Origin of the sequence: Neoroseomonas lacus, from assembly GCF_014644535.1 — a bacterium.
GTDB classification, from domain to species: domain Bacteria; phylum Pseudomonadota; class Alphaproteobacteria; order Acetobacterales; family Acetobacteraceae; genus Neoroseomonas; species Neoroseomonas lacus.
In genome coordinates this window covers 31,118-55,540 of sequence record NZ_BMKW01000008.1, presented here as the reverse complement: position 1 = coordinate 55,540, position 24,423 = coordinate 31,118, and the positions used below count along the sequence as shown (strand labels likewise).

General features: G+C 69.1%; 18 protein-coding genes. 14 read left to right on the top strand and 4 right to left on the bottom strand.

What is annotated here, in order from left to right; translation table 11 throughout:
* Positions 1-114 precede the first annotated feature (114 nt).
* The 3 genes from IEY36_RS16240 to ppdK are packed head-to-tail and all read left to right on the top strand — an operon-like array spanning position 115 to position 5,993.
* On the top strand, positions 115-984 hold the full coding sequence (locus IEY36_RS16240) for a glycine--tRNA ligase subunit alpha (protein ID WP_188968486.1): 870 nt from the start codon (positions 115-117) through the stop codon (positions 982-984).
* On the top strand, positions 977-3,307 hold the full coding sequence (gene glyS / locus IEY36_RS16235; RefSeq protein ID WP_188968484.1) for a glycine--tRNA ligase subunit beta: 2,331 nt from the start codon (positions 977-979) through the stop codon (positions 3,305-3,307). The genes IEY36_RS16240 and glyS overlap by 8 nt, the downstream gene beginning before the upstream one ends.
* Before the next feature lie 13 nt (positions 3,308-3,320).
* Complete coding sequence (gene ppdK, locus IEY36_RS16230) at positions 3,321-5,993, top strand: pyruvate, phosphate dikinase (protein ID WP_188968482.1); 2,673 nt, start codon at positions 3,321-3,323, stop codon at positions 5,991-5,993.
* A 233-nt stretch (positions 5,994-6,226) separates the two neighbouring features.
* On the opposite strand, the gene IEY36_RS16225 is transcribed toward ppdK, so the two are convergent.
* A complete protein-coding gene (locus tag IEY36_RS16225; RefSeq protein ID WP_188968480.1) occupies positions 6,227-9,697 on the bottom strand; it encodes a tetratricopeptide repeat protein in 3,471 nt (1,156 codons plus the stop codon).
* 38 nt (positions 9,698-9,735) lie between these two features.
* On the opposite strand from IEY36_RS16225, the gene IEY36_RS16220 reads away from it, so the two are divergent.
* Entirely contained in the window at positions 9,736-12,129 is a 2,394-nt protein-coding gene (locus IEY36_RS16220) for a penicillin acylase family protein (protein ID WP_188968478.1), read from the top strand.
* A 54-nt stretch (positions 12,130-12,183) separates the two neighbouring features.
* Positions 12,184-12,957: an arginyltransferase gene (locus IEY36_RS16215; RefSeq protein WP_188968475.1), complete on the top strand. Its 774-nt coding sequence runs from the start codon at positions 12,184-12,186 to the stop codon at positions 12,955-12,957.
* Positions 12,958-13,146: 189 nt separating this feature from the next.
* Here IEY36_RS16215 and IEY36_RS16210 read toward each other — a convergent pair whose 3' ends face one another.
* Positions 13,147-14,754 carry a GMC family oxidoreductase gene (locus tag IEY36_RS16210; protein ID WP_188968473.1) on the bottom strand — a complete coding sequence of 536 codons (1,608 nt, stop codon included), beginning with the start codon at positions 14,752-14,754 and terminating at the stop codon, positions 13,147-13,149.
* Positions 14,755-14,872: 118 nt separating this feature from the next.
* Here IEY36_RS16210 and IEY36_RS16205 point away from each other — a divergent pair, with 118 nt between their 5' ends.
* From IEY36_RS16205 to IEY36_RS16190, 4 genes are all read left to right on the top strand, one after another.
* The gene (locus IEY36_RS16205; protein ID WP_188968471.1) at positions 14,873-15,916 is read left to right on the top strand and encodes a 5-methyltetrahydropteroyltriglutamate--homocysteine methyltransferase; all 1,044 of its coding nucleotides are present in this window, start codon (positions 14,873-14,875) and stop codon (positions 15,914-15,916) included.
* Entirely contained in the window at positions 15,913-16,770 is an 858-nt protein-coding gene (locus tag IEY36_RS16200) for an amidohydrolase family protein (protein WP_188968469.1), read from the top strand. Before IEY36_RS16205 ends, IEY36_RS16200 begins: the two co-directional genes overlap by 4 nt.
* A gap of 433 nt (positions 16,771-17,203) precedes the next feature.
* Positions 17,204-17,548: a hypothetical protein gene (locus IEY36_RS16195; RefSeq protein ID WP_188968467.1), complete on the top strand. Its 345-nt coding sequence runs from the start codon at positions 17,204-17,206 to the stop codon at positions 17,546-17,548.
* A gap of 16 nt (positions 17,549-17,564) precedes the next feature.
* Positions 17,565-18,005, top strand: a complete 441-nt coding sequence (locus IEY36_RS16190; protein ID WP_188968465.1) for a hypothetical protein — start codon at positions 17,565-17,567, stop codon at positions 18,003-18,005.
* Positions 18,006-18,062: 57 nt separating this feature from the next.
* Here the strand turns inward: IEY36_RS16190 and IEY36_RS16185 are convergent, their stop codons facing one another.
* Positions 18,063-18,530: a hypothetical protein gene (locus IEY36_RS16185; protein WP_188968464.1), complete on the bottom strand. Its 468-nt coding sequence runs from the start codon at positions 18,528-18,530 to the stop codon at positions 18,063-18,065.
* Between the two features lie 50 nt (positions 18,531-18,580).
* The gene (locus tag IEY36_RS16180) at positions 18,581-19,066 is read right to left on the bottom strand and encodes a hypothetical protein (RefSeq protein WP_188968462.1); all 486 of its coding nucleotides are present in this window, start codon (positions 19,064-19,066) and stop codon (positions 18,581-18,583) included.
* 247 nt (positions 19,067-19,313) lie between these two features.
* Here IEY36_RS16180 and IEY36_RS16175 point away from each other — a divergent pair, with 247 nt between their 5' ends.
* The 5 genes from IEY36_RS16175 (at position 19,314) to ntrB (ending at position 24,418) form a co-directional block, all read left to right on the top strand.
* A complete protein-coding gene (locus IEY36_RS16175) occupies positions 19,314-20,288 on the top strand; it encodes a helix-turn-helix domain-containing protein (protein WP_188968460.1) in 975 nt (324 codons plus the stop codon).
* 57 nt (positions 20,289-20,345) lie between these two features.
* Positions 20,346-20,912: an ANTAR domain-containing response regulator gene (locus tag IEY36_RS16170; RefSeq protein WP_229681364.1), complete on the top strand. Its 567-nt coding sequence runs from the start codon at positions 20,346-20,348 to the stop codon at positions 20,910-20,912.
* A gap of 236 nt (positions 20,913-21,148) precedes the next feature.
* Positions 21,149-22,261, top strand: coding sequence for a CmpA/NrtA family ABC transporter substrate-binding protein (locus IEY36_RS16165; RefSeq protein ID WP_188968458.1), 1,113 nt, complete (start codon positions 21,149-21,151; stop codon positions 22,259-22,261).
* Positions 22,258-23,532, top strand: coding sequence for a CmpA/NrtA family ABC transporter substrate-binding protein (locus IEY36_RS16160; protein WP_188968456.1), 1,275 nt, complete (start codon positions 22,258-22,260; stop codon positions 23,530-23,532). Before IEY36_RS16165 ends, IEY36_RS16160 begins: the two co-directional genes overlap by 4 nt.
* Positions 23,533-23,536: 4 nt before the next feature.
* Positions 23,537-24,418, top strand: coding sequence for a nitrate ABC transporter permease (gene ntrB / locus IEY36_RS16155; RefSeq protein WP_188968454.1), 882 nt, complete (start codon positions 23,537-23,539; stop codon positions 24,416-24,418).
* The last annotated feature ends 5 nt before the right edge of the window (positions 24,419-24,423 follow it).

The following is a 24,423-nucleotide window of genomic DNA, read 5'->3' as shown; positions in this document are numbered from 1 at the left end:
GGGGCGGGATAGCGGAGACGGCTGGCCGGGTCACGGATGGCGGTTTTCTTGCCGGTTGCAGGCCGCGCGACTATAGGTGCACCGCAACAACACCAGCACACTCCGGACCGCCCAATGCCGCAGAAGCCACCGAGCTTCCAGGACATCATCCTGCGCCTTCACCGTTTCTGGTCGGAGCGCGGTTGCGTGATCCTTCAGCCCTATGACATGGAAGTGGGCGCGGGCACCTTCCACCCAGCGACGACGCTGCGCACCCTCGGGCCGAAGCCTTGGAAGGCGGCCTATGTGCAGCCCTCCCGCCGGCCCTCGGATGGGCGCTATGGCGAGAACCCGAACCGGCTACAGCATTATTACCAGTACCAGGTGATCCTGAAGCCCTCCCCGCCCGACCCGCAGGGATTGCTGATCGAATCCTATCGGGCGCTGGGCATCGATCCCGGGCTGCACGACATCCGCTTCGTCGAGGATGACTGGGAGAGCCCGACGCTGGGTGCCTGGGGCCTCGGTTGGGAAGTCTGGTGCGACGGGATGGAGGTGACGCAGTTCACCTATTTCCAGCAGGTCGGCGGCATCGCCTGCGAGATGCCTTCCGCCGAGCTGACCTACGGGCTCGAACGGCTGGCGATGTACATCCAGGGCGTCGAGAATGTTTACGACCTCGCCTTCAACGATGATGGCGTGAAGTACGGCGACGTGTTCCTGCGTGCGGAGAAGGAATATTCCGCGCACAACTTCGAGCACGCCGATGTCGGCATGCTGTTCCGCCATTTCGAGGATGCGGAGAAGGAGTGCGCGGCGTTGCTGGAACAGGGCCTCGCTCTGCCGGCCTATGACCAGTGCATCAAGGCGTCGCACCGCTTCAACCTGCTGGATGCGCGCGGCGCGATCAGCGTGACGGAACGGGCGGCGTATATCGGGCGCGTGCGGAATCTGGCCAAGGGGTGCTGCGAGGCTTGGCTGGCGGGGGAGATGTCCGTTGCCTGAGCTTCTTCTTGAGCTGTTCTGCGAGGAAATCCCGGCGCGCATGCAGGCGCGGGCGGCGGAGGACCTCGCCCGCCTCTTCGCCGAACGCTGCACCGCGCTGATCGAGGCGCCGCCGCTGACCTTCCATGGGCCGCGGCGGATTGGCCTCGTCGCGCTGCTGCGCGAGGCGGTGACCACCGCGGGCAAGGAAGAACGAGGCCCGCGCATCGGCGCGCCGGAGCAGGCGCTGGACGGCTTCCTGCGCAAGCATGGCGCGGCGCGCGAGATGCTGACACAGGAGGGCCAGTTCTGGGTGCTCGCCAAGCCGGGCGAGACGGTCGAGGCCCGAGCGCTGGTCGCCGTCGCCATCCCGGCGATCATCCGCGCCTTTCCCTGGGCGAAGTCGATGCGTTGGGGCGGCACGTCGCCGATGCCCTGGGTGCGGCCGCTCAAGCGCATCCTGTGCGTGCTCGATGGCGTCGTCGTGCCGTTCGACCTGCGGCTCGGCGACGATGACGGGCATGGGCTGACGAGCGGGGACCTGACCGAGGGGCATCGGATCATGGCGCCGGGGGCCTTCGCGGTGCGCGGGCTGACGGATTTCCAGGAAAGGTTGCGCGAACGCCGCGTGGTGCTGGATGCCGCGGAACGCGCGCGGTTGATCCGTCAGGGGATCGAGACGCTGTGTGCCGCCGAGGGACTGACCGTGGTGCCGGACGAAGCGCTGGTGACCGAGGTTGCCGGGCTGGTGGAGTGGCCGGTGCCGGTGCTCGGGCGCATCGACGACGCCTTCATGGACCTGCCGTCGGAGGTGATGCGCACGACCATGCGCGTGAACCAGCGGTATTTCGCGCTGCGGAGAGCCGATGGCTCCGCCGCGCCGCGCTTCGCGCTGGTGGCGAATATCGCCGCACCCGATGGCGGGGCGGCGATCGTCGCCGGCAATGAGCGCGTGCTGCGGGCGCGGCTGTCGGATGCGCGGTTCTTCTGGGACCTTGATCGCAAGCAGTCGCTGGAGAGTTTCCTGCCGAAGCTCGACAGCGTGGTGTTCCACGCGAAGCTGGGGACACAAGGGCAACGGGTCGCGCGGCTGGAGCGGCTGGCGCGGATCATCGCGGCGAAGGTCGGCGCCGATCCGGACGATGCGGCGCGCGCGGCGCGGCTAGCCAAGGCCGACCTTGCCACCGGCATGGTTGGTGAATTCCCCGAATTGCAGGGCGTGATGGGGCGGTATTACGCGCTCGGTCAGGGGGAGAAGCCCGCGGTCGCCGAAGCGATCGCGGCGCACTACCGGCCCGCCGGCCCGGGCGATGACGTGCCCGCGGACCCCGTCGCGATTAGCGTGGCGCTGGCCGACAAGGCCGACCAGCTCGCCGGGTTCTTCGCCGTTGGCGAGAAGCCGACCGGGTCGGGCGATCCTTTCGCGCTGCGGCGCGCCGCGCTCGGGATCATCCGCATCGTGCGGGAGAACGGCCTGCGCCTGGCCCTGCACAGCGTCCTTGAGCAGGCGATGGCCGGCTACATCGATCAGTGGCGCGGCTCGCCCTGGTTGGCTGCTGTGCCGAAGCAGATCGCGCCGCTCATCAAGAATGCCGAGATCCGGCATGAGATGCTGGAGGTCGCTGCCCGGCTGGAGAGTGAAGGTCTCGCGCCGAACGAACGTATCCTCGTGCGGATCATGGACCTTGGCCGTATGCCGGCGCTGCGTGAGCACGGCATTCCTGTGTACGTCGTTCCACAGACCGCCTCCTCTGGCGAACTCACTCGTGTGTTCCGCGCGACCGACGCGGTCGAAGTGCCGGGGGCAGCGCCCTTGGGGCACGAGCTGATGGACTTCCTCACCGACCGCCTCCGGGTCCAGCTCCGCGTGGAGGGCACCCGCCACGACGTCGTCACCGCCGTGCTTGGTGCCGCGCCCGATGACGACCTGAACCGCCTGCTGCGTCGCGCCGCCGCCGTGCGCGACTTCGTCGAATCCGAGGCCGGCGCCAACCTGCTCGCCGCCCATCGCCGCGCCGTGAACATCCTCCGCATCGAGGAAAAGCGCGACGGCCACGCCTTCGACACCGGCTATGAGCATCATCTGCTCAAGGCGCGGGAGGAGGAAGCCCTCGCCGCCGCCCTAGAACCCGCCGCCGCGCGCATCGAGCTCGACCTCTCGGCCGAGGATTTCGAACGCGCGATGGAGGCCATGGCCACGCTCCGCGCGCCCGTTGACGCTTTCTTCGACAAGGTCATCGTCAATGACCCGGCGCCGGAACTCCGCCGCAATCGTCTGAAATTACTCGCCCGGCTCCGCGCCACGATGGATGCGGTGGCTGATTTCTCCAAGATCGAAGCCTGAGAGGGAGCCCGCGATGACTCAGTGGGTCTATAGCTTTGGTGCCGGCCGCAATGAGGGGCGCGCCGATATGCGCAACCTGCTCGGCGGCAAGGGTGCGAACCTCGCGGAAATGGCCTCGATCGGCCTGCCGGTGCCGCCGGGCTTCACCATCACAACCGAGGTCTGCACCTGGTACTACCAGCATGGGGAACACTACCCCGCCGAGTTGGAAGCGCAGGTGAAGGCCGGCCTCGCCCGCATCGAGGAGGCCGTCGGAAACAAATTCGGCGACCACCACAAGCCGCTGCTGGTCTCGGTGCGTTCCGGCGCCCGCGTCTCCATGCCGGGCATGATGGATACGGTGCTGAACCTCGGCCTGAACGACGCTACCGTCGAAGGGCTGGTGGTGGCCTCGGGCGATGCGCGCTTCGCCTGGGACAGCTATCGCCGCTTCATCCAGATGTACGGTTCGGTCGTGCTCGGCGTGGACCACCACCGCTTCGAGGAAATCATCGAGCACGAGAAGCTCGATACCGGGAAGAACGAGGACACCGAGCTAACGGCCTCCGAATGGCATCGCGTCGTCGATGGCTACAAGGAGATGGTCGCCGAGGTGACCGGCAAGCCCTTCCCGATGGACCCATGGGAACAGCTCTGGGGCGCCGTCGGCGCGGTGTTCGGCTCCTGGATGAACCAGCGCGCCATCACCTATCGCCGCCTGCATGACATCCCGGCCGAATGGGGCACGGCGGTGAACGTGCAGGCGATGGTGTTCGGCAATATGGGCGAGGATTGCGCCACCGGCGTCTGCTTCACCCGCGACCCGTCGACCGGCGAGAACATCTTCTACGGCGAATACCTGATCAATGCGCAGGGCGAGGATGTCGTCGCCGGCATCCGGACGCCGCAGCCGATGGCCGAGCTGAAGGCGAAGCCCGGCGAGCGGAGCATGGAAGTGGCGATGCCCAACGCCTATGCCGAGCTGGTGAAGGTGCGCGAGACGCTTGAGCGTCACTACGCCGACATGCAAGACATCGAGTTCACCGTGCAGTCGAACAAGCTGTACATGCTGCAGACGCGCAACGGGAAGCGCACCGCGGCGGCCAGCCTCAAGATCGCCGTGGACATGGCGCGCGAGGGCCTCATCGACCACACCGAGGCGGTGAAGCGGGTGAACCCCGCCGCGCTTGACCAGTTGCTGCATCCGACACTCGACCCCAAGGCGGCGCGCAAGGTGCTGGCCAAGGGGCTGCCGGCCTCGCCAGGGGCCGCCTCGGGCATCGTGGTGTTCAGCGCGGATGAAGCCGAGGCGCGGGCGCAGAAGGGTGAATCCGTCATCCTCGTGCGCATCGAGACGTCCCCCGAGGACATCCACGGCATGCATGCCGCCAAGGGCATCCTGACCACACGCGGCGGCATGACGAGCCACGCAGCGGTCGTCGCCCGCGGCATGGGGCGGCCTTGCGTGGCCGGCTGCGGCAGCGTGAGCGTGGACTACAACAACCAGGTTCTGTCCTCGGGCGGCATCCAGGTGCGCGGCGGCGAGGTGCTGACCATCGATGGCGGTACCGGCGAGGTCTTCGTCGGCTCCGTCGCCATGGTCGAGCCGCAGCTCTCGGGCGACTTCTCCACGCTGATGGGCTGGGCCGACAATGTCCGGCGCCTGAAGGTGCGCGCGAACGCCGAAACCCCGCTCGATGCCGAGACGGCACGCAAGTTCGGCGCCGAAGGCATCGGCCTTTGCCGCACCGAGCATATGTTCTTCGACCCCGAGCGCATCGGCGCCGTGCGGCAGATGATCATGGCCGAGACGGAAGGCGGGCGGCGTATCGCACTGTCGCGCCTTCTGCCCTTCCAGCGGCAGGATTTCGTCGACCTATTCCGCATCATGGCGGGACTGCCGGTGACCATCCGCCTGCTCGATCCGCCGCTGCACGAATTCCTGCCGCATACCGATTACGAAATCGCCGAGGTAGCGAAATCGCTTGGCGCCGATGTCGATGCGATGCATCGGCGTGCGCAGGAACTCTCCGAAGCCAACCCGATGCTCGGGCATCGCGGCTGCCGGCTCGGCATCTCCTATCCCGAGATCTATGAGATGCAGGCGCGCGCGATCTTTGAGGCCGCCTGCCTCATCGGCAAGGAGACGCACAAGGCGCCGCACCCGGAGATCATGATCCCGCTGGTGGCGACGCGGCGCGAGTTGGAGATCACCCGCGCGCAGATCGACCGCGTGGCGCAGGAGGTCTTCGCCGAGACCGACTACCATATCGACTACAGCATCGGCACGATGATCGAACTGCCGCGCGCCTGCCTCACCGCCGATGCCATCGCGGAATCCGCCGATTTCTTCTCCTTCGGCACCAACGACCTGACGCAGACCACCTTCGGCCTGTCGCGCGACGATGCCGGCAAGTTCCTGCCGCTCTATGTCGAGAAGGGCATCTTCCCGAAGGACCCCTTCGTCTCGATCGACCCGGACGGCGTCGGTGCGCTGGTGCGCATCGCCGCCGAGAAGGGGCGGCGGGTGAAGCCGGACCTCAAGCTCGGCATCTGCGGCGAGCATGGCGGGGATCCGTCCTCGATCCATTTCTGCGAGAGCGTCGGGCTCGATTACGTCTCCTGCTCGCCCTATCGCGTGCCGGTCGCGCGGCTGGCGGCGGCGCAGGCGGCGCTGGCGGGCGGCGAGGGCGACAGGACGGCTTGAGGAGGGCACCGCCGCCCTCCCCCCGCCACGGGTCCCGATGACGTTGCACGGCAACGTCATCGGGTGCCCGTCGGCCCGAGGCCTTTGGAAACCTTCGGCCAGCCTGCCAGTGCCAGGTTCGGAGGGCCGGTGCATCGCAATCAGGGGTCGTCGCGGCGCCTTGCCTGAATGCGGTCAGGCCGGCCGCAAGACCGGCCACCCACGGCAGTCAGACGTGCGGCAAGGGCCGGATCCTATCCGTCGTGTTCGCCGAACAGGCGATAACGCAATTCCCGAAGCGTCGCCGTCGTGGCCCCGACCGCGATGGCCTGCCGATACGCCGCCAGCGCCGGCTTGATCCGTTTGCGCAGGCGCTCCGCATCCGATAGCCCGACCCAAGCGGCGGGCAGATCCGGCTCGGCCTCGCTGACGTATGTGAAGAGCTCCGCGGCTTCATTGATGCGGCCGAGATCGAGCAGCAACTGGCCAAGGCGTAGCTGGGTCTCCACATGCCCCGGCGCCGCGGCAGCGGCATCGAGCAGGAGTTGCAGTGCCTCCCGCCGGCGGCCCTGGCGCAGCAGGGCATCGGCCATGGCGAGGCTCACCGCCGGCGCGCCCGCATCCTGGTCGATCGCTTCGGCCAGCGCATCGCGCGCCGCCTCGGCTTCCCCACGGCTCAACAGCAAATGACCGAGCACCACCCGTAGATCCTGGTTGTCGGGATTCTCGGCGAGGCCTCGCCGTGCCTCCGCCTCGGCTTCGTCGGCACGCCCCGCAGCCTCCAGCGCCTCAACCAGGCCAGTCCAGGCCTGGCGCGGTGCCTTGGGCATGGTGGTCGCCAGCCTGAACACGTCGACGGCGCCATCCATGTCGTTCCTGTCGAGCAGCAGCCGAGCAAGTGACAGGGCGATGTTGGCGCTCTGGGGGAGAATGTCGAGCGCCGCGCGGGCTGCGCGGATCGCGTCGCGCACCCGCGCCTGGCGGCGCAACACGCTGACGAGCATGAGGTGGCCGGCCTCGGCCATCGGCGCGAGCGCGATGGCACGGCGCGCCTCGCGTTCTGCGGCGGCACCCTCCTTCAGGTCGTTGAGGAAGCCGGCATGGCGCGTCGCGATCACGGCATCGCCGGGGTGCGTCGCCACGGCCTGCACGGCCACATACTGGCCCTCGGTCGCCCGGTGCAGCTCGGCCAGCGCCTCGAGCAGAGGGTACCAGGCCGAGGCATCCTCCGGTGCCGCTTCCACGATCTGCCTGAAGCAGATGACGGCCGCTTCGTCCCGGCCGGCCCGCAGCAGGATCCGGCCATGGCGCTGCGCCAGCGGCCGCGACCGCGGGTGCCGCCGCAGGGCCTCGGTCACCACGACGATCGCCGCGTCGACGAGGTCGGCACGCTCCAGCCGGTGGACCACGTGCATCCAATCGGTCTCGGACGCCCCGCTGGTGGCAAGGGCCTCGACCAGCGCCGTGAGATCGGGTCCGGCGGTGGCGATGCCTTCCTGCGGCGGGGCTTCCAGGAGGACGAGGCCAATCAGGGCCGTGCGGTGCCCGGGGTGCTCCCGCAGGGCGCGCCGGAAGGCGGCCTCGGCGTCGCCTTCGCGCTCCGCCCAGAGGCAGGTCTCCCCCAGCAGGACGAGCATGTCGGCATCGCCCGGCGCGGCGGCCGCGGCGGCCTCGGCGGCGGCCACGGCCTCCGCCGGCCGATCGAGACGCCGCTGCACCCGCGCCAGCGCGGCATGAAGCCGCTTGCCTCGGATCCCGTCACGCGCTGCATCGAGCAGGACGTTGGCCGCTTCCTCGGCGCGGTCGAGCTGCTGCAGGCATCGGGCGAAATTCAGCCGCGGCTCCTCGGCATGGGGCTCCGCCGCGATCCATTGCCGGAGCACCGCGGCCTCGGCATCGTGCTTCTTCTGGAGGCTGAGGGCGCGCGCCTGGACCGCGAAGCGCCGGCTGGGCGGCGGCGCGGGCGCCGTCGGCGTCGCGGGCCTGGCCGCCACCGGCGCGGCGGGCTTCGGCGCCGCGGCGGCAAGCTGGCGCAGCGCCGCCGCCCAGCCGTGGTGCCCTCGCGCCTCGAGCGCCTTGGCCACCGAGGCGCGCAGACTCGGCGAGGCAAGCCGGGCTTCGCGCACTATGGTGACAGCGCGCGAGCCATCACCCTGCAACGCCGCAGTCAGCAAGGGTCCGAGCCGCCGGGCTTCCGTCAGCAGCACGGGCAGGGCGGCGCCACCACGACGAATCGGCGCCGCTCGTACGCCGGGCATCGCCGCCAGGCGACGCGCCTGGGCATGGTCTGGCGACAGCAACGGATCGTAGACGACGACCGGCAGTGCGCTGAGGTCGGCCGGCTGCACCGCCATGCCGGCATGGCGCTGCGGGTCGAAGTCGCGCCGCGCGCGAGGGTCGCCGGGCATGTCCGCCGGGTCGATCGAGAAGGCTGGCGCCAAGGCGACGGTCGCTTCAGCGGCCAGGGCGCTGCCGTATTTCAGGGCTCCGTAACCACCCATACCCAAACCATACGTCACGCGCGGCCCGGGCGGCGCGGCGACAAGCGCGACGGGCAGCAGGGTCGCCATCTCCGCTGCCGGGTACCAGCTCGGTCGATCGGAGGCGAAGGTTATGGTGTTCCACCCCATGCGCGCCGCCAGGCTGTGGCCCCACCAGCCACCGGGCACGGCGGCAGGGGACCAGCCGGACGGTGTGAAGATGACCAGGGTTCCCGGCCCCTGCCCCGGCCAGTGCCAGAGCCGGATGGTCGCGCTCTCCCCCAGGAGCCTCGCGGCCGGCCGCGCCAGTTGGGGCGACGATATCGGCCGGGTTGCGATGGCAGGACGCGCCACCCTCGCGCGGGTGGGTTCGGCGCGTCTCAGCGCCTCGGCGGCCCAACGCTGATGGCCATGCGCGTCAAGCAACGCCGAGACGGCGAACAGGACGCTCGGCGCTTCCCGCCGTGCGGCGCGGATGCCGGCGATCGCCGCCGCCTGCCGGCCATCGATCAGCGCCTCGGCCACCGGGACGAGGCGGCTCGTCTCGGAGAAGATCGCCAAGCCCGCGTGGGCGGTGTGCCTCAGCTTCACCGGGCGGATGCCGGGTAGTTGGGCCAGCGCCTGGGCGTGGGCGTCATCCGCCAGGACGCTCGGGTCCCACATCACCAGGGCGCCGTCCGGGTAATCCCCGGGGGCGATGCGCCTCTCGCCAAGGCGCACCGGGTCGAAATCGGCCGTGTCGTACTCACCCGCCGTCCCATCGGCGGGGTCGATCGAATAGCGCGCCGAGAGCGCCAGCACGCCGCGCGCGCCGAGTGCGGTCGCATATTTCAGGGCGCCATAGCCGCCCATGCCGAAGCCATAGGCCACGATTGCCGGTTTCGCGGCGGCGCGGATGACCGGCAGCAGGGCCGCCATCGTCTCGTGCGGGTACCAATCATGGGCGGTTGGGGCGACGCCGATCACATCGATGTCCTCGCGCCACCCCAGGCCCACGCCCCACCAGCGGTCTTCCCGAAGGTCGACCTGGCGCGGCCCGACGGTCACCAGGGTCCAGGGCGAGCTGCCCGGCCGATGAAACACACTGGTGCCGCCGAATTCGTGCAGGAGGCGGGGGGACGAGGGCGTGCTCATGCCGCCCGGGTTAGAGCAGATCACGCGCCGTTGGAATTCGAAGATGCCGGCCTGGTTGGGGACCGCCCCGGCACCTCGGCTGCGCCGGCGCGGACTCGGCGGCCCGGCCACGGCTTCCGTTCCGGGCCACCCACACCCATTGTGATGCCATGTCCTTGATTCTGCGTTGGTCGGGCCGCGCGGCGGCGGGCCTCATCCTCCTTGCCCTTGCTGCGGCGATCCTGCTGTGGATCGCCGTCTGGTGGACGCTGCCGAGCCGCGCGGGACGGGTGGTGCTGCCCGGGCTGACGGCTTCGGTCGATGTTGCCTTCGACGAGCGTGGCATCCCGCATGTCACCGCGGCCTCGGATACCGATGCCTGGACGGCGCTGGGCTGGCTGCATGCCCGCGACCGGATGTTCCAGATGGAGGCGATGCGCCGCGGGGCCGCCGGGCGCCTGGCGGAACTCACCGGCGCGCCGGCGCTGCGGCTGGACCGCTACATGCGCGTCCTCGGCCTCGTGCCGCGCGCCGAGGCCGATCTCGCCACCCTGCCGCCCACGGCGCAGCGCAGCCTCGAGGCCTATGCCGCCGGGGTGAATGCCTGGATCGCCGCGCGAGGCCGCTTCGCCGGGCCTGAATTCGTCCTGCTTGGCGCGCCGGAACCTTGGCGACCGGTGGACAGCCTGTTGTGGGGCAAGGTGATGGGGCTGTGGCTGTCGGGGAACTGGCGCACCGAGCTTGATCGGGCGCGGCTCGGCACCGTGCTGCCGCCGGACCGGCTGGAGGATCTCTGGCCGCCCGACACCACTGCCGGGCGGCCAGACGAGCCGCTGCGCCCCGGCGGTTCCGCCGCGCGGCCGGCGGCATCGGGCGAGAGTGGCGAATCGCCCCGGCTCGCCGGCCTCGACGGGCTGGTCGCGCAATTGCCGATCTTTCCGGTTGATGCACCCCTGCCGGCTTCGGCGTCGAATGCCTGGGCCGCGACGGGCGCGCGGTCGGCAAGCGGGGCGCCGCTGCTCGCGAGCGACCCGCATCTCGGCTATTCGGCGCCGATCCTGTGGTACCTGGCGCGCATCGAACTGCCGGGCGGCCGCGTGCTGGCCGGGGCGACCGCCCCGGGCGTTCCGGGCATCGTGATCGGGCGCAGTGAGCACCTCGCCTGGGGCTTCACCACCACCCATTCGGATACGCAGGACGTCTTTGTCGAACGCCTCGCTGGCCCCGATGCCTACCAGACCCCGGATGGCCCCCGCCCCTTCATCGAACGGCAGGAAGTGATCCGGGTCCGTTGGGGCGATCCGGTGACGATGACGGTGCGCGAGACGCGGCATGGGCCGGTGGTCTCGGACCTCGATGCGCCGCGCGGGCGGGCCGACGGCACAGTGCTCGCCGTCGCCATGGCCAGCCTGGCGCCGCGCGACACCGCGGCGGCGGGGCTGCTGGCGTTGAACGAGGCGGGCAACATCGGCGCGGCGCGGGATGCCGCGCGGCTGATCAGCAGCCCGGCGCAGAACCTCATGGTCGCCGACACCCAGGGGGGCATCGCCATGTTCCTCACCGGACGCGTGCCGATCCGTCGCGGTGGCGATGGCAGCCGCCCTGTGGCGGGCTGGGATGGTGCGGCCGATTGGGATGGCTTCGTACCCTTCGATGCGCTGCCGCATGTCGAGAATCCGGCGAGCAACCTGCTCGCCAACGCCAATAACCGCGTGGTCCCGCCGGGCCATGCCGCCTATCTCGGCCGCGACTGGTTCGGCGATTGGCGGTTCCGGCGGATCGGCGAGATGCTGGCCGCCCAGCCCAGGCTGACCGCGGCGGCATTCTCGGCCATGCAGGACGACACAGTGTCGCTCTTCGCCCGCGACATATTGCCGGCGGTCCTCGCGGCGTCGCGGCCGGATGGCGCCGGGGGCGCCGCCTTCGACCTGCTTGCCGCCTGGGACGGCGAGATGGCGGGGCGACGGCCGCAGCCGCTAATCTTCCATGCTATGCTCGGCCGCTTCTCGCGCATGGTGTTGGCCAGGGCCGGGGTCTCCGAGGAAAGCTGGCGCGCCAGCCCGGAATTCCTGCGCCGGGTGCTGACCGTTCCCGACCGTGGCCGGGCCTGGTGTGGCGAGACCGGCTGCGGGCCGCTGCTGTCAGCAGCACTCGACCGCACGGTTGCCGAGTTGGCCCCCATCCATGGAACGGACCCTTCCACCTGGCGATGGGCCGCAGCTCACCAGGCACGGTTCGAGCACTCGCTGTTCCGCTTCATCCCGGGATTGGGCAGCCTGACCCGCCTCGCCACCCCTACCGCCGGGGATGGCGAGACGGTGAACCGCGCCGGGCTGCGTGCCGAGGAGGAAGGTCTGTTCGGCAATATCCACGGCGCCGGCTTTCGCGGCGTGTTCGACCTGGCGGACCCGGCCGGCGCTTGGGTGGTGATCGCCACCGGACAGTCCGGCCATCCGATGAGCCGCCATTGGGCGGATCAGCTGCCGAGTTGGCGCGACGGCACCCTGCTGCGACTCGGCCCGATCGAGGGCGAAGCCGCCGGCCATGTTCGTTTGCTGCCCTGATGCAGCGCGGTGGTTGATTCCCAGCGCGCAGACGCCGACACTAGGGTCCGACAGATGCTCCAGCGTTCAGCCCGCCGACCGCAGTTTTTCTATACGACCGCGCCGCTGCCCTGCCCTTACCTGGCCGGGCGGACGGAACGGAAAGTCGTGACCGAGTTGTCGGGCGCCGACGCCGAGGCGCTGCACGACCGGCTGTCGCGGGCCGGCTTCCGGCGCAGCCACAACATCGCCTATTCGCCGGTCTGTCCGGGCTGCCAGGCCTGCATCCCGATCCGCATCGACGCGCGCGCCTTCGAGCCGGACAAGACTCAGCGGCGCGTCGCCCGCGCCAATGCCGGCGTGGTCTCGGCCGAGATGCCGCCGCGCGCCACGGCGGAACAATTCGCCCTGTTCAACCGCTACCAGAAGGCACGCCACGCCGATGGCGACATGGCGGCAATGGGCTTCTACGACTACCGCGCCATGGTCGAGGACACGCCGATCAGCAGCAGCGTCGTCGAGATGCGCGACGATACCGACAAGCTGCTCGGCGCCTGCCTGACCGACCGACTCTCGGACGGGCTCTCGGCGGTCTATTCCTTCTATGAGACGGATGACGACCGGCGGTCTTTCGGCACCTATATCGTGCTGTGGCTGGTGCAGCGCGCGCGCGAACTCGGCCTGCCCTACGTCTATCTGGGCTATTGGGTGCCGGAGAGCCGGAAGATGGCCTACAAGGCCCGCTTCCGCCCCAGCGAAGTGCTCATGGGCGGCGCCTGGCGGGTGCTGACCGATGCGGCCGCCCCCGCGCCGGTCGGTGCGGCGATGACCACCAGCGTGGAGGTCTGATTCCACCGGACGAATGCTTCGATCGGTGGTGTCAGCCTTTTCATGCCCTCAAATGCGTCGTGCCGAAGGCCCGCCTCTGGCGTGACGTGCAAACCTCCGGTTTGCTTGGCTTTCGCCGGACTACCAGCGGGCCGCAATCACCGCCTCGGCACGAGGCAAAGCCTCGTGCCGTTGGTATGAGCCGCCGATTCAGGCCGCGCGGCGGACCATCTCCGCCGCGCGCTCCGCGAGCATCAGCACCGCCGGGTGGATGTTCGACGACGGCACCAGCGGGAAGACCGAAGCATCCACCACCCGCAGCCCCGCCACGCCGCGCACACGCAATTCCGGGTCCACCACCGAGCGGTCATCCGCGCCCATCCGGTTGGTGCCGCAGGGGTGGTAAACGGTGGTGCCATTGGCGCGGATGTAGTCGAGCATCTGCTCATCGCTGGTCGTCGCCAGGCCGGGGAATTGTTCCTCCTCTATCAACCCGGCGAAGGGTTCGGTCGCGGCGATGCGCCGGCCGAGCTTCGCTGATTCTAGCATGATGTGGATGTCCGAGGCGGCCGTCAGGTAGTTGGCGCGGATCACCGGCTTCACCTCGGCACTCGGCGCGCGCAGCGTCAGCTCGCCGCGGCTGTCGGGGCGGCAGACGCAGAAGTTGAAGGTGAAGCCGGGGTGCTTCGCCAGGGAACTTGCCGAGGTGCCCTGGCTGCCCAGGCTGAAATTGACGAACTGGAACTGCACCTCGGGTTCCTCGGAGCCCGGCAGCACACGGGCAAACAGGCTGGCTTCGGAGGCACCGACCGCCATCTGGTTCTTGCGCCGCAAGAACCAGCCCAGGCCGAGCCCCGCCGCGCGCACCGGGTTCGCCATGATCTCGTTGAGCGTGCCGCAGGGCTTTGTCCTGAAGGCGAAGCGGACCATGAAATGGTCCTGCAGGTTCTTGCCGACCTCCGGCGCATGGACGGCGACGGGAATGCCCATCGCCTGCAGCGCGGCACCATCGCCGATGCCGGAGAGCATCAGCATCTTCGGGCTCTCGATCGCGCCCGAGCACAGGATCACCTCGCGCCGTGCCAGCCAGGTGTCCTCGCCAGCCGGGCCGCGCACCACCACGCCAACGGCGCGTCCATCGCGGATCAGGATGCGTTGGCCGACGCGTTCGGTCTCCACCTGCAGATTCGGACGGCCCAGCGCGGGCTTGAGATAGGCGGTTGCCGGGCTCCAGCGCCAGCCACGATGGACGTTGAGCTGGTTGGGGGCGACGCCCTCGAACCATGCGGCGTTGTTGTCGGCGTTGCGCGCGAAGCCGAGGCGGGTGCAGGCCTCGACGAAGGCGCGGCAGCCATCCGAGGGCTCGGGCACCTCGCCGACCTGCACGGGGCCGTCCTTGCCGCGGTATTCGCTGTCAGGGCCGGCGAAGGTCTCCAGCTTGCGGAAAGCCGGCAGGCAATCGTCATAGGACCAGCCCCGCGCGCCCGATTGCGACCAGCGGTCGTAGTCGCGTGGCGACCCGCGCAGGAACACCAGGCCATTGACGCTGCCCGACCCGCCGATGACGCGCCCGCGCGGCCAATAGACCTGGCGACCGCCGAGTTCGGGCTCGGCCTCGGTCTGGTAGTTCCAGTCGAATTTGCGGGTGACGTAGAGCCGCGCGAAGCCCATCGGGATGTGGATCCAGGGGTTGCGGTCCCAGGGGCCCGCCTCGAGCAAGGCGACCTGCGATGCCGGGTCCTCAGACAGGCGCGCGGCCATGACGCAACCGGCGGAACCACCGCCGAGAATCACGTAATCCGCTTCCTTCACCGCCATCGTTCCATCCCCTCGATTTCGTTGAGGGCGATGTTTGCACTGCGCGCCGGGTGGCGGAAGCCTCCACCCCTGGTAGCCCCGGGCCGGCGCAGGTAGCGTCCAGCCCGGAGGAACCGCCATGACAAACACGCTGCTGCCGACATCGCTCGTCGGCTCCTATCCGCAACCCGACTGGCTGATCGACCGCCAGAAGCTCGCCGGACGCTTCCCGCCGCGCGTGCGGGCGCGCGAGTTGTGGCGCGTGGCGCCGGAATACCTAGACCAGGCGCAGGACGATGCCACGCTGCTCGCGATCCGCGCGCAGGAGGCCGCCGGGCTCGACATCATCACCGATGGAGAGATGCGGCGGGAGAGCTATTCCAACCGCTTCGCCACCGCGCTCGACGGCGTGGACATCGATAATCCGGGCCTGGCCATGGACCGCAGCGGGCACCCGAACCCGGTGCCGCGGGTGGTCGGTCGCATCCGTCGCCGCCATGCGGTCGAGGCGCGCGACGTGCAGTTCCTGCGCGCCAATACGGACCGGATGATCAAGATCACCGTGCCCGGCCCCTTCACCATGGCCCAGCAGGCACAGAACGATTTCTACAAGGACGAGGCGGAGATGGCGCTCGACTACGCCGCCGCCGTCAATGCGGAGATCCGCGACCTGTTCGCCGCCGGCGCCGACATCGTGCAGATCGACGAACCCTACATGCAGGCGCGACCCGACAAGGCGCGCGCCTATGGCGTGGAGGCTGTGAACCGCGCGCTCGATGGCATCGAGGGCATGACGGCGCTGCACATCTGCTTCGGCTACGCCGCCATCATCCATGAACGGCCGAACGGGTATTCCTTCCTGCCCGAGCTCTGCCGCTGCAACGTCCGGCAGATTTCCATCGAGACGGCGCAGTCCAACCTCGATACCGCGGTGCTGAAGCAGTTGCCTGAGCAGACCATCATCCTTGGCGTCATCGACCTGCTGGACCAGGCGATCGAAACGCCGGAGACGGTCGCCGCGCGCATCCGCAAGGCGCTTCCCCATATCGACCCGGCGCGCGTCATCGTCGCACCCGATTGCGGCATGAAGTACCTGCCGCGCGAGGTCGCCGATGGGAAGATGCGCGCGATGGTCGAAGGTGCGGCCATCGTGCGCCGTGAGCTGACGGGGGCGGCGCCATGAGGCCGTGCCTGCCGCCGCTCGACGTCACGCCAAAGCCGTCGTGGAAGGCGCCGCCGCTGTCCTGCGACTGCCATTTCCACATCTTCGGTCCCTATGACGCGTTTCCGCTCGACGCAGGACGCCACTACGACCCGCAGGCCGCGCTGATCCCGCAGTATCTGCGCGTCGCCGGCGCACTTGGCATCGAGCGCATGGTGATCGTGCAACCCTCCGTCTATGGCACCGACAATCGTTGCTCGCTGGACGCGGCGGCGCAGTTCGGGCTCGACCGTGCGCGGGTGGTGGCGGTGGTCGACTCCGACATCGACGAGTCGACGCTGCGTGCGCTGCACGCCGCCGGCACGCGCGGCGTCCGCTTCAACGCGGTCAGCGGCAACGGCACGCCGCTGGAAGGCCTCGAAGCCTTGGCCCGGCGGATCGCACCGTTGGGCTGGCATCTGCAGGTCTATGCGGAAGGCTGGCAGTTGCCCGATCTCGCGCCCCGCCTCGCCGCGCTGCCGGTCGAGGTGGTGATCGACCACATGGGCGGCGTGCGCACGGCCGAAGGGGTGGACGCACCTGGCTTCCAGGCATTGCTCCGGCTGGTCGGGAGCGGGCGGGCCTGGGTGAAGCTGTGCGGCTACCGTATCTCATCCGCCGGGCCGCCTTTCGCCGATGTCGCCCCCTTCGCGCGTGCCCTGCTCGACGCCGCGCCGGAGCATTGCCTGTGGGGGACCGACTGGCCGCATCCCTCGCTGACCAGCTGGATGCCGGAGGATGGCGCGCTGCTCGACCTGCTCGGCGCCTGGGCGCCGGGCGAGGCCGAGCGGCGCCGCGTGCTGGTGGACAATCCAGCACGGCTCTACGGATTCTGAGCGGGGCGGCCACCCGACGGCTTGCGGGGAATGGACACGACCAATGGCCTGATGCCTCCATTCCCGGTGCTAGCCTTGCCCCGCGCAACGGGCCGCCGGATCAACCGGCACGTCACGTCCATTGCTGGCCGCGCGGCGGAAGACCTTAGGCACGCAACTGGCAGGATTGCGGTTATCGACATCCCTGACGGCGATTGCCTTAGTGGCCACCTTGGCGTGGGGTACCTCGGCGCAGCCATTGCGTGCCGCGCCGGGTTCGTCGGCGGCCGTCACGGCGCCACCGATGGATGATCGGGCTGGCCATGTCGAAGGTTTGTTGACGATGACGTGCTAAAATGGCGGCGCCGCCTTCCGCGATATCGGATCGATCCTTCCGCGCGGCCGGGCTAGGTTCCCGTTCTTGCTTCCACACAGTCTTTGAGGAAATGCTCGCATGCGCCTTCTGGCAACAGCCGCTCTCATGGCCGGCCTTGCAACCTCCGCTCTCGCGCAGACGCCACCGCCGGTCACGGTGGAAGGCCTGGATCGTGGCCTGACCAATCTCGGCCTGATGGCCGGCCATGCCATCCAATGCCTGCCGGAAGCCGAGAAGCCGCAGGCGCAGCGCGCCCTGCTCGCCTTCAACAGCATCCTGATCGCTGAGATGGGCGCGAATGCCGCCTTCCGCTTCGCCACGGCCTATGGTGCCGGCTCCTCGCATGAACCCGACCGGCAATTCTGCGAGCGCAGCCTCGCCGACTGGCGCAAGCTCATTCAGGACCACAACCTCAACCGCTGACGCGAAGGATCGGACGATGCGGAAATTCCTGCTTCTGACCGCCCTGGCCGGGCTGGCGACACTGCCGGCCGGCGCGGCGCCCGTAGATGCCTCCGGCGCGCTGCGTGACGCCATCCGGACCTCGGCGCCCAGCGTGCAAAGTGTCTATTGGCATGCCGGCGGCACGACCGCCTGGGGCAACCATTGGCATGCCGGCGGCACCGGTGCCTACGGCGCCCGCCCGGCCTATGGCTATCACGGCTGGGGCGGCGACTATCATGGCTACTACCGCGCGCCGGTCGTGGTAGCCCCAGCCTACCATCCGGCCGGCAGCTTTGCCGCCGGTGCGATTGTCGGCGGCGTGGCCGGCGCCGCGGTCGGGGCGGCCGCCGCATCCGCTGCCCGCCCGCCGGCTGCGACGACCGTCTACACTTACGGGCAGCCTTCGACAGTCATCAACAACTACTACGGCAACTGAAGCTGACCGGGGCCCATCGCAGCAACCTGCGATGGGCGCCCCAGGACCGCGGCTTGGTCAGTTCCTTTTCCCGGGCCAGGCCTGCTGGATCATCGCGTAGAGGAAGGCCGTCGACAGGCCGAGCAGGATGGCGCCGTTCAACGCCTCCATCGCGCCGAGCATCTGCCAGTGCGCATCAAGATACACCGTGGCGTGGCCATAGGTTGCCATGGCGCCGATCGAATACAGCATGGCCAGATGGGCGGTCGGGATGGCACCGACGAGTACGTAGCACGAGGCCCAGATAGCCGCCTGCACCACATGCAGCAGGGTGACGAGCGACACCGTCACGCTCATCACGAGCGCAAAGTGCACAACCGGCCCGCGGAACAGCCAGTTGCGTCGCTGAAAGGCGTTGTAGAAGGCCGATCTGATGAGGCCCAGGCCAAACACATGCACCACCACGGTCAGCACCATGAGCGGCGCGCCAAGGGCCCAGGACGTCCCCCAACTCGCCACTTCGAACATCGCCTCGACGTCTTTCATGCCTGGACCTGCCGCATGGCCGGGGCGACCGTGGTCCCGGTCACGCCCCTTCAGCGCGCCACGGTCACCGTCGCACCCTCGGCCGGAACGCCAAGGGAGAGGCCCGGGGGCGCCGAGCGAAGTTCCATCAGCACCAGATTGTCATTGCCCAGGCGCAGTGCCGCACCGAAATCCGAGGCCTGCCCGCCGACGTCACGATAGGTGCCGGCAAAGCTGCCACTGCGTTCCAGCCCGAAGACGCGCCCGGTGACCGTGGCGCGCGCAGGGGCACCGTCCTGCACCGCGAGACCGGTGATGGTGAAGCGGACATTCTGCCCATTGGCCTGCAACACCCCCTGGGTGGTCGCCGCTCCTCGCCGAAGCGTCAATCGGACGGTCCCGTCCACCGGGGTGCCTGGGGGAATGGCATACAGGCCCGGCGAGATCACGGCATCGGGTGGGGGCGGTGCCTGCGGCAGGTCGGCGGAGCAGGCCACAAACAGCAGCGGGGCCAATACGACAAGGCGGCGCGGTATGCGGTGGCGGGCGATGGTCATCGCGGCATCCTCACTTCAGATCAGGAGATGCGGCGCGAATCGCTGCCGCTCCCCGGGCCGGGTCTCGGGTAGAGGCGGTTATAGTAGAGGTCGCGACGTCGAGTTAGAGTCCGCCCTCGTCACCATCCTGACGCCCCCGTGCAACTCCCGCAGGCGGGAGCGATGTCTGAATTCGGCCATCACCATGACGGCCGGCGTTGCTTCCACACCCGCGGGCCCTGGTGTCGCGTCGAAGGAGGAATAGCGGTTGGAATGGCACGACGTTCCGCCACCGGTCCAGGTGATGTCGATCGGTGACCCCGATCAGCTGGCCGCGACCCTGCGGGATGCGCAGGTCGAATATCTGCGCCTCGGACCAGAGCCTTTCGCGGCGACGCTCACCGCCATCGATCTCGGGCCGGTAACGCTGCAGATCGCTGCGGACAATGCGCACATCACCCGTGGCCATGTCGCAACCGACCGCTCCGTGTTGCTGTTCGGGCTGGACCTGGCCGAGGAACGCACACGGGTCAACGGCATCCAGATCCGTCGAGGCGGCATTGTTCACCTGGGGCCTGGCGCACCGATGTTCGCGAGTGTCCTCGAGCCGATTGTCTGGGGTGCCCTCAGCTTCTGCGCCGATACGCTGCATGCCGTCACGGCGGCCGAGAGCCTTCCGCGGCAAGGCGCGTTTCTGCTGCGCCAGGACGGAACCGCTCACCCCAAGCTGGCAACCTTCGCGCGTGAGGCCAGCATCCTGGCGAAACAGGACCCGGCGCGCTTCAGCCTGTCGTCCGTGCGCAAATCCATGGCCGAGGACGCGCTGCGCTTCAGCATGGCCGCGGCGGGGCATCCGCCACAGATGGATGCCTCGTTCCGCGCCGTGCGGCGCCGCGTCGCCCTGGTGCGGCAGGCCGAGGATTTGCTGGCCGCCAGCATCGGCGAGCCGGTGTATTCCGAGGATCTGCGACAAGCTCTCGGCGTGCCGATGCGCACGCTGCACAATGCCTTCGTTGCCGTGCATGGATTGTCGATCCATCGCTACCTCCGATTGCGCCGGTTGCACCAGGCAAGGGCAGCGTTGCGGGCCGGGCGCGGAAACACTTCTCATGTGAAGATTGCGGCGCTCAGCTGCGGGTTCTGGCACCTCGGCCGCTTCTCGCAGGAATACCGGGCGCTGTTTGGCGAATTGCCGTCGGAGACCATCGACCAGGGCCACAGCGCCCTTCTCAGCGCGGTGTGAAGCGGGGCATAAGAGACGGAGGGAAATCGCCGCACGGCCCAATGATGGATGGGGGGCGTGCATCTGCGCGTGCTGCTGATCGATACCGATGCGAACCGCGCCAATGAGGTCCAGATCGGCCTCGAACTGGCGGGTTTCCAGGTTGTCGCCGTGTCCTCCGACACGGTCGACCTGGTCGGTCGTGTGCGCGAATCCCGGGCGGACATCATTGTCTGCGACCTTGATGACCCATCACGCGACGCGCTCGAGAGCATGCGCGTGCTGAACCGCGACGAACCGCGGCCCGTGGTGGTCTTTGCCAGCCGCGGTGACGCCGACCAGATCGAGGCGGCGCTCGAGGCCGGCGTTGCCGCCTATGTGGTGGAGGGTCTGGCACCGGCGCGGGTGAGGCCGGTGCTGGAGGTAGCGATCCGCCGTTTCCGCGCGTTCCAGGCACTGCGTGCCGAACGCGACGAGGCTCGCGCCACCCTCGCCGAACGCACCGTGATCGAACGCGCCAAGGGCATCCTGATGCAGCGTCGTCGCCTGTCGGAAGCTGACGCCTATCGTCTGATGCGCCGATGGTCGATGGACCGAGGGCTCAAGATGGTGCAGCTGGCCGAAGAAATTTTGATCGATAAATAGCCTTATTGCCCAAACATGCGCCGATCTCTTCGCTGAGCTCGTAAATTGCCTTCTAACAGGGCGAAATTTCCCTTTTCACAGGGCCTCGCTTTCCGGCAGAACGATGTTGCGTTGCGGTATGCATCGCGTCCTTGGCCGCAATGGCGTGGCTGAAGCGACCCTTCTCCGGTTCACCCGGCGATCCAACGGCGGATCGCCACGCGGGATGCAGCGCATCCCGGCCGGAGACACGCTTCGTGAACCATCCGACCCTCTCGACTTCCCGGCCGTTCCGCATCGGCTTCGTGCCGCTGACGGATGCCGCGCCGCTGATCGTGGCGGACGCGCTCGGCCTCTTTGCCCGACACGGCGTGATGGTGACGCTGTCGCCCGAGGCCGGCTGGGCCGCCCTGCGTGACAAGCTCGCCTTCGGCAGCCTCGATGCCGCGCAACTGTTGGGTCCGCTCGCCATCGCCCTGGCCGTCGGCGCGGGCGGCCTGCGCCGGCGCCTGACCGTCACCGCGGGCCTCGCGCGCAACGGCAACACTGTGGTCCTCTCACCGGCCCTGGCGGCAGCGATCGGCGGCGCCGACATGCCGCTCGATGCCCATCGCCTCGCCGAGGCCATCCACGCCCGCACCGAGGAAGGCCTGCCGCCACCGACGCTCGCCGTCGTCTTCCCTTTCTCCTCGCACAACTACTTGCTGCGTCACTGGCTCGCGGCGGGCGGGCTCGACCCGGACCATGACGTGCGCCTGGTGGTGGTGCCGCCGCCGCGCGTCGCCCGTGCCCTGGCCGATGGCGCCATCGAGGGCTTTTGCGCCGGGGAGCCCTGGGGCAGCCATGCCGTCGCCAACGGGGCCGGCCGCTTTGCTCTCGCCACCGGCGATATCTGGCCCGACCACCCGGAAAAGGTGCTCGCCTTCGGCGAAGGCATCGCGGCACGGGAGGAAGACGCCGTCATCGCGATCACCGCCGCGGTGATCGAAGCGGCGTTGTGGCTCGACGATCCGGCCAATCTGCCGGCCGCAGCCCGCCTGTTGCAGGACCGCGCATTTCCCGAATTGCCGCTCTCGACGATCTCCGCTGCCCTCGAAGGTCGTGTGGCCGCGGCGCCGGGCCAAGCCTCTCGCTCGCTGGCCGCACCGATGCGGTTTGCCACCGCGACCTGCCCGCAGCGCGCTGAAGCCGCCGCCTGGCTCGCCGCGATGCGTCGCTGGGGTCATGCGGCGGCCGATGAGGCCGAGGCCCTCGCGCCCTGGCGCAGCGATTTGTGGGAGCGCGCCGCGGCGCGCGTCTCGCCGCGTCCGGCCATGGGCCGGGCCATCCCCTCCCCCCTTCTTTCCCTGCCGCTGGAGTCCGACGCATGAGCCAGACCCCGATCCGCCGCCGCGCAGCCCTCGCCGGCGCCGCGGCCCTTCTCGCCGCCGCCAGGGCTGCTCTGCCGCGCGGCGCCTTCGCGCAAGGCGCCACGGCGCCGGAGGTCACCAAGGCCACGCTCGGCTTCATCGCGCTGACCGACAGCGCGCCGCTGATCATCGCCAAGGAGAAGGGGCTGTTTGCCAAGCATGGCATGCCCGATGTCGAGGTGACGAAGCAGGCCTCCTGGGGGTCGACGCGCGACAACCTGGTGCTGGGCGGCGGGCGCGGGGGCATCGACGGCGCCCATCTGCTGACGCCCATGGCCTATCTGATCCATGCCGGCCGCGTGACGCAGAACAACCAGCCGGTACCGATGGCGATCCTCGCCCGGCTGAACATCAATGGGCAGGCCATCTCGATCGCCGGGCGCCATGCCGCGCTGCGCACGACGATCGATGCTTCCCCGCTGCGCGGCGCGCTGAATGCCGAAAGCAAGGTCGCGATGACCTTCCGTGGCGGCACCCATGACCTTTGGCTGCGCTATTGGCTCGCCGCCGCCGGCATCGATCCGGACAAGGACGTGCAGACCATCGTCGTGCCGCCGCCGCAGATGGTCGCGAACCTCAAGGTCGGCACCATGGATGCCTTCTGCGTGGGCGAGCCCTGGAATGACCAGACCGTGCATCAGCGCGTCGGCTATTCGGCCTGCGTGACCGGTGAACTCTGGAAGAATCATCCAGAGAAGGTGCTGGGCATGCGCGGCGACTGGGTGGCCGAGAACCCGCGTGCGGCCGAGGCACTGACCGCCGCCGTGATCGAGGCGCAGCGCTGGTGCGACCTGGACGCCAACAAGGCCGAGATGTGCGCCATCATCGGTCGCCGCGCCTGGTTCAACGTGCCTGTCACCGACATCCTGCCGCGTAGCCAGGGCATCATCGACTACGGCGATGGCCGCCGCGTGACCAACCCCGATATCGCGATGAAGTTCTGGCGCGACCACGCCTCCTATCCGTTCCAGAGCCACGACCTGTGGTTCCTGACCGAGGACATCCGCTGGGGCGTGCTGCCCGAGGACACCAACACTGCAGCGCTGATCAACGAGGTCAACAAGGAAGCGATCTGGCGCGCCGCCGCCGCGCGTGCCGGCGTGCCGAATGCCGAGGTGCCGGGCGGCACGTCGCGCGGCATCGAGACCTTCTTCGACGGCAAGGTCTTCGATCCGGCAAACCCGCGCGCCTATCTCGACAGCCAGTCGATCAAGAAGTTGGGGGCGGCGTGACCCGATGAACGCGCTCGCTCCCCCTGCCACGCCGGACGAAGCCATGTCCTCCACCACCATGCCGATGCGTCGCGCGCCCAGCATCGCCGACCGGGTGCGCCCGCATGTCCAACATGGGCTTGCGGTCACCCTGCCGCCGCTCCTCGTGGTCATCGCCCTCGCGGCGGTGTGGGAATGGGCCGCCGGCGGCCCGGATGCCACGCTGCCCCCGCCATCGCGCGTCTGGGCGGATGCGAAGGAACTAATCCTGCATCCCTTCTACGACCGTGGCGGGCTCGACAAGGGTCTTGGCCTGCACCTGTTGGCCAGCCTGCAGCGCGTGGCGGTCGGCTTCACCTTGTCGGCCGTGGTCGGTGTCCTGCTCGGCATGCTGGTGGGCACGTCGCGCTTCGCGATGCGCGCGCTCGACCCGCTGTTCCAGGTGCTGCGCACCATCCCGCCCCTCGCCTGGCTGCCGCTGTCATTGGCGGCATTTCGCGAGGCGCAGCCCAGCGCGATCTTCGTCATCTTCATCACCGCGGTCTGGCCGATCATCATCAACACCGCCGTCGGCGTGCGCAACGTTCCCGCCGACTACCGCAATGTCGCGCGCGTCATCCGGCTGTCGCGCTTCGACTGGTTCCTGCGAATCGTGACCCCGGCCGCCGCGCCCTACATCTTCACCGGGCTACGCATCGGCGTCGGGCTGTCGTGGCTCGCCATCATCGCGGCCGAGATGCTGATCGGCGGCGTGGGCATCGGCTTCTTCGTCTGGGATGCATGGAACTCGTCGAACCTGTCCGACATCATCGTGGCGCTGACCTATATCGGGATCGTGGGCTTCATGCTCGACCGGATGATGGCGCTGATCGGCCGCGCGGTGACGCGCGGCACCTCAGAGCAGTGAGGGCA

Excerpts from the sequence above, each read along its gene's own strand:
- IEY36_RS16160 (WP_188968456.1), top strand. The coding sequence starts at position 22,258 with ATGAGCCAGACCCCGATCCGCCGCCGCGCAGCCCTCGCCGGCGCCGCG.
- IEY36_RS16220 (WP_188968478.1), top strand. The coding sequence starts at position 9,736 with ATGTCCTTGATTCTGCGTTGGTCGGGCCGCGCGGCGGCGGGCCTCATC.
- IEY36_RS16210 (WP_188968473.1), bottom strand. The coding sequence starts at position 14,754 with ATGGCGGTGAAGGAAGCGGATTACGTGATTCTCGGCGGTGGTTCCGCC.
- IEY36_RS16205 (WP_188968471.1), top strand. The coding sequence starts at position 14,873 with ATGACAAACACGCTGCTGCCGACATCGCTCGTCGGCTCCTATCCGCAA.
- ppdK (WP_188968482.1), top strand. The coding sequence starts at position 3,321 with ATGACTCAGTGGGTCTATAGCTTTGGTGCCGGCCGCAATGAGGGGCGC.
- IEY36_RS16190 (WP_188968465.1), top strand. The coding sequence starts at position 17,565 with ATGCGGAAATTCCTGCTTCTGACCGCCCTGGCCGGGCTGGCGACACTG.
- IEY36_RS16200 (WP_188968469.1), top strand. The coding sequence starts at position 15,913 with ATGAGGCCGTGCCTGCCGCCGCTCGACGTCACGCCAAAGCCGTCGTGG.
- IEY36_RS16215 (WP_188968475.1), top strand. The coding sequence starts at position 12,184 with ATGCTCCAGCGTTCAGCCCGCCGACCGCAGTTTTTCTATACGACCGCG.
- ntrB (WP_188968454.1), top strand. The coding sequence starts at position 23,537 with ATGAACGCGCTCGCTCCCCCTGCCACGCCGGACGAAGCCATGTCCTCC.
- IEY36_RS16185 (WP_188968464.1), bottom strand. The coding sequence starts at position 18,530 with ATGAAAGACGTCGAGGCGATGTTCGAAGTGGCGAGTTGGGGGACGTCC.
- IEY36_RS16195 (WP_188968467.1), top strand. The coding sequence starts at position 17,204 with ATGCGCCTTCTGGCAACAGCCGCTCTCATGGCCGGCCTTGCAACCTCC.
- IEY36_RS16240 (WP_188968486.1), top strand. The coding sequence starts at position 115 with ATGCCGCAGAAGCCACCGAGCTTCCAGGACATCATCCTGCGCCTTCAC.
- IEY36_RS16180 (WP_188968462.1), bottom strand. The coding sequence starts at position 19,066 with ATGACCATCGCCCGCCACCGCATACCGCGCCGCCTTGTCGTATTGGCC.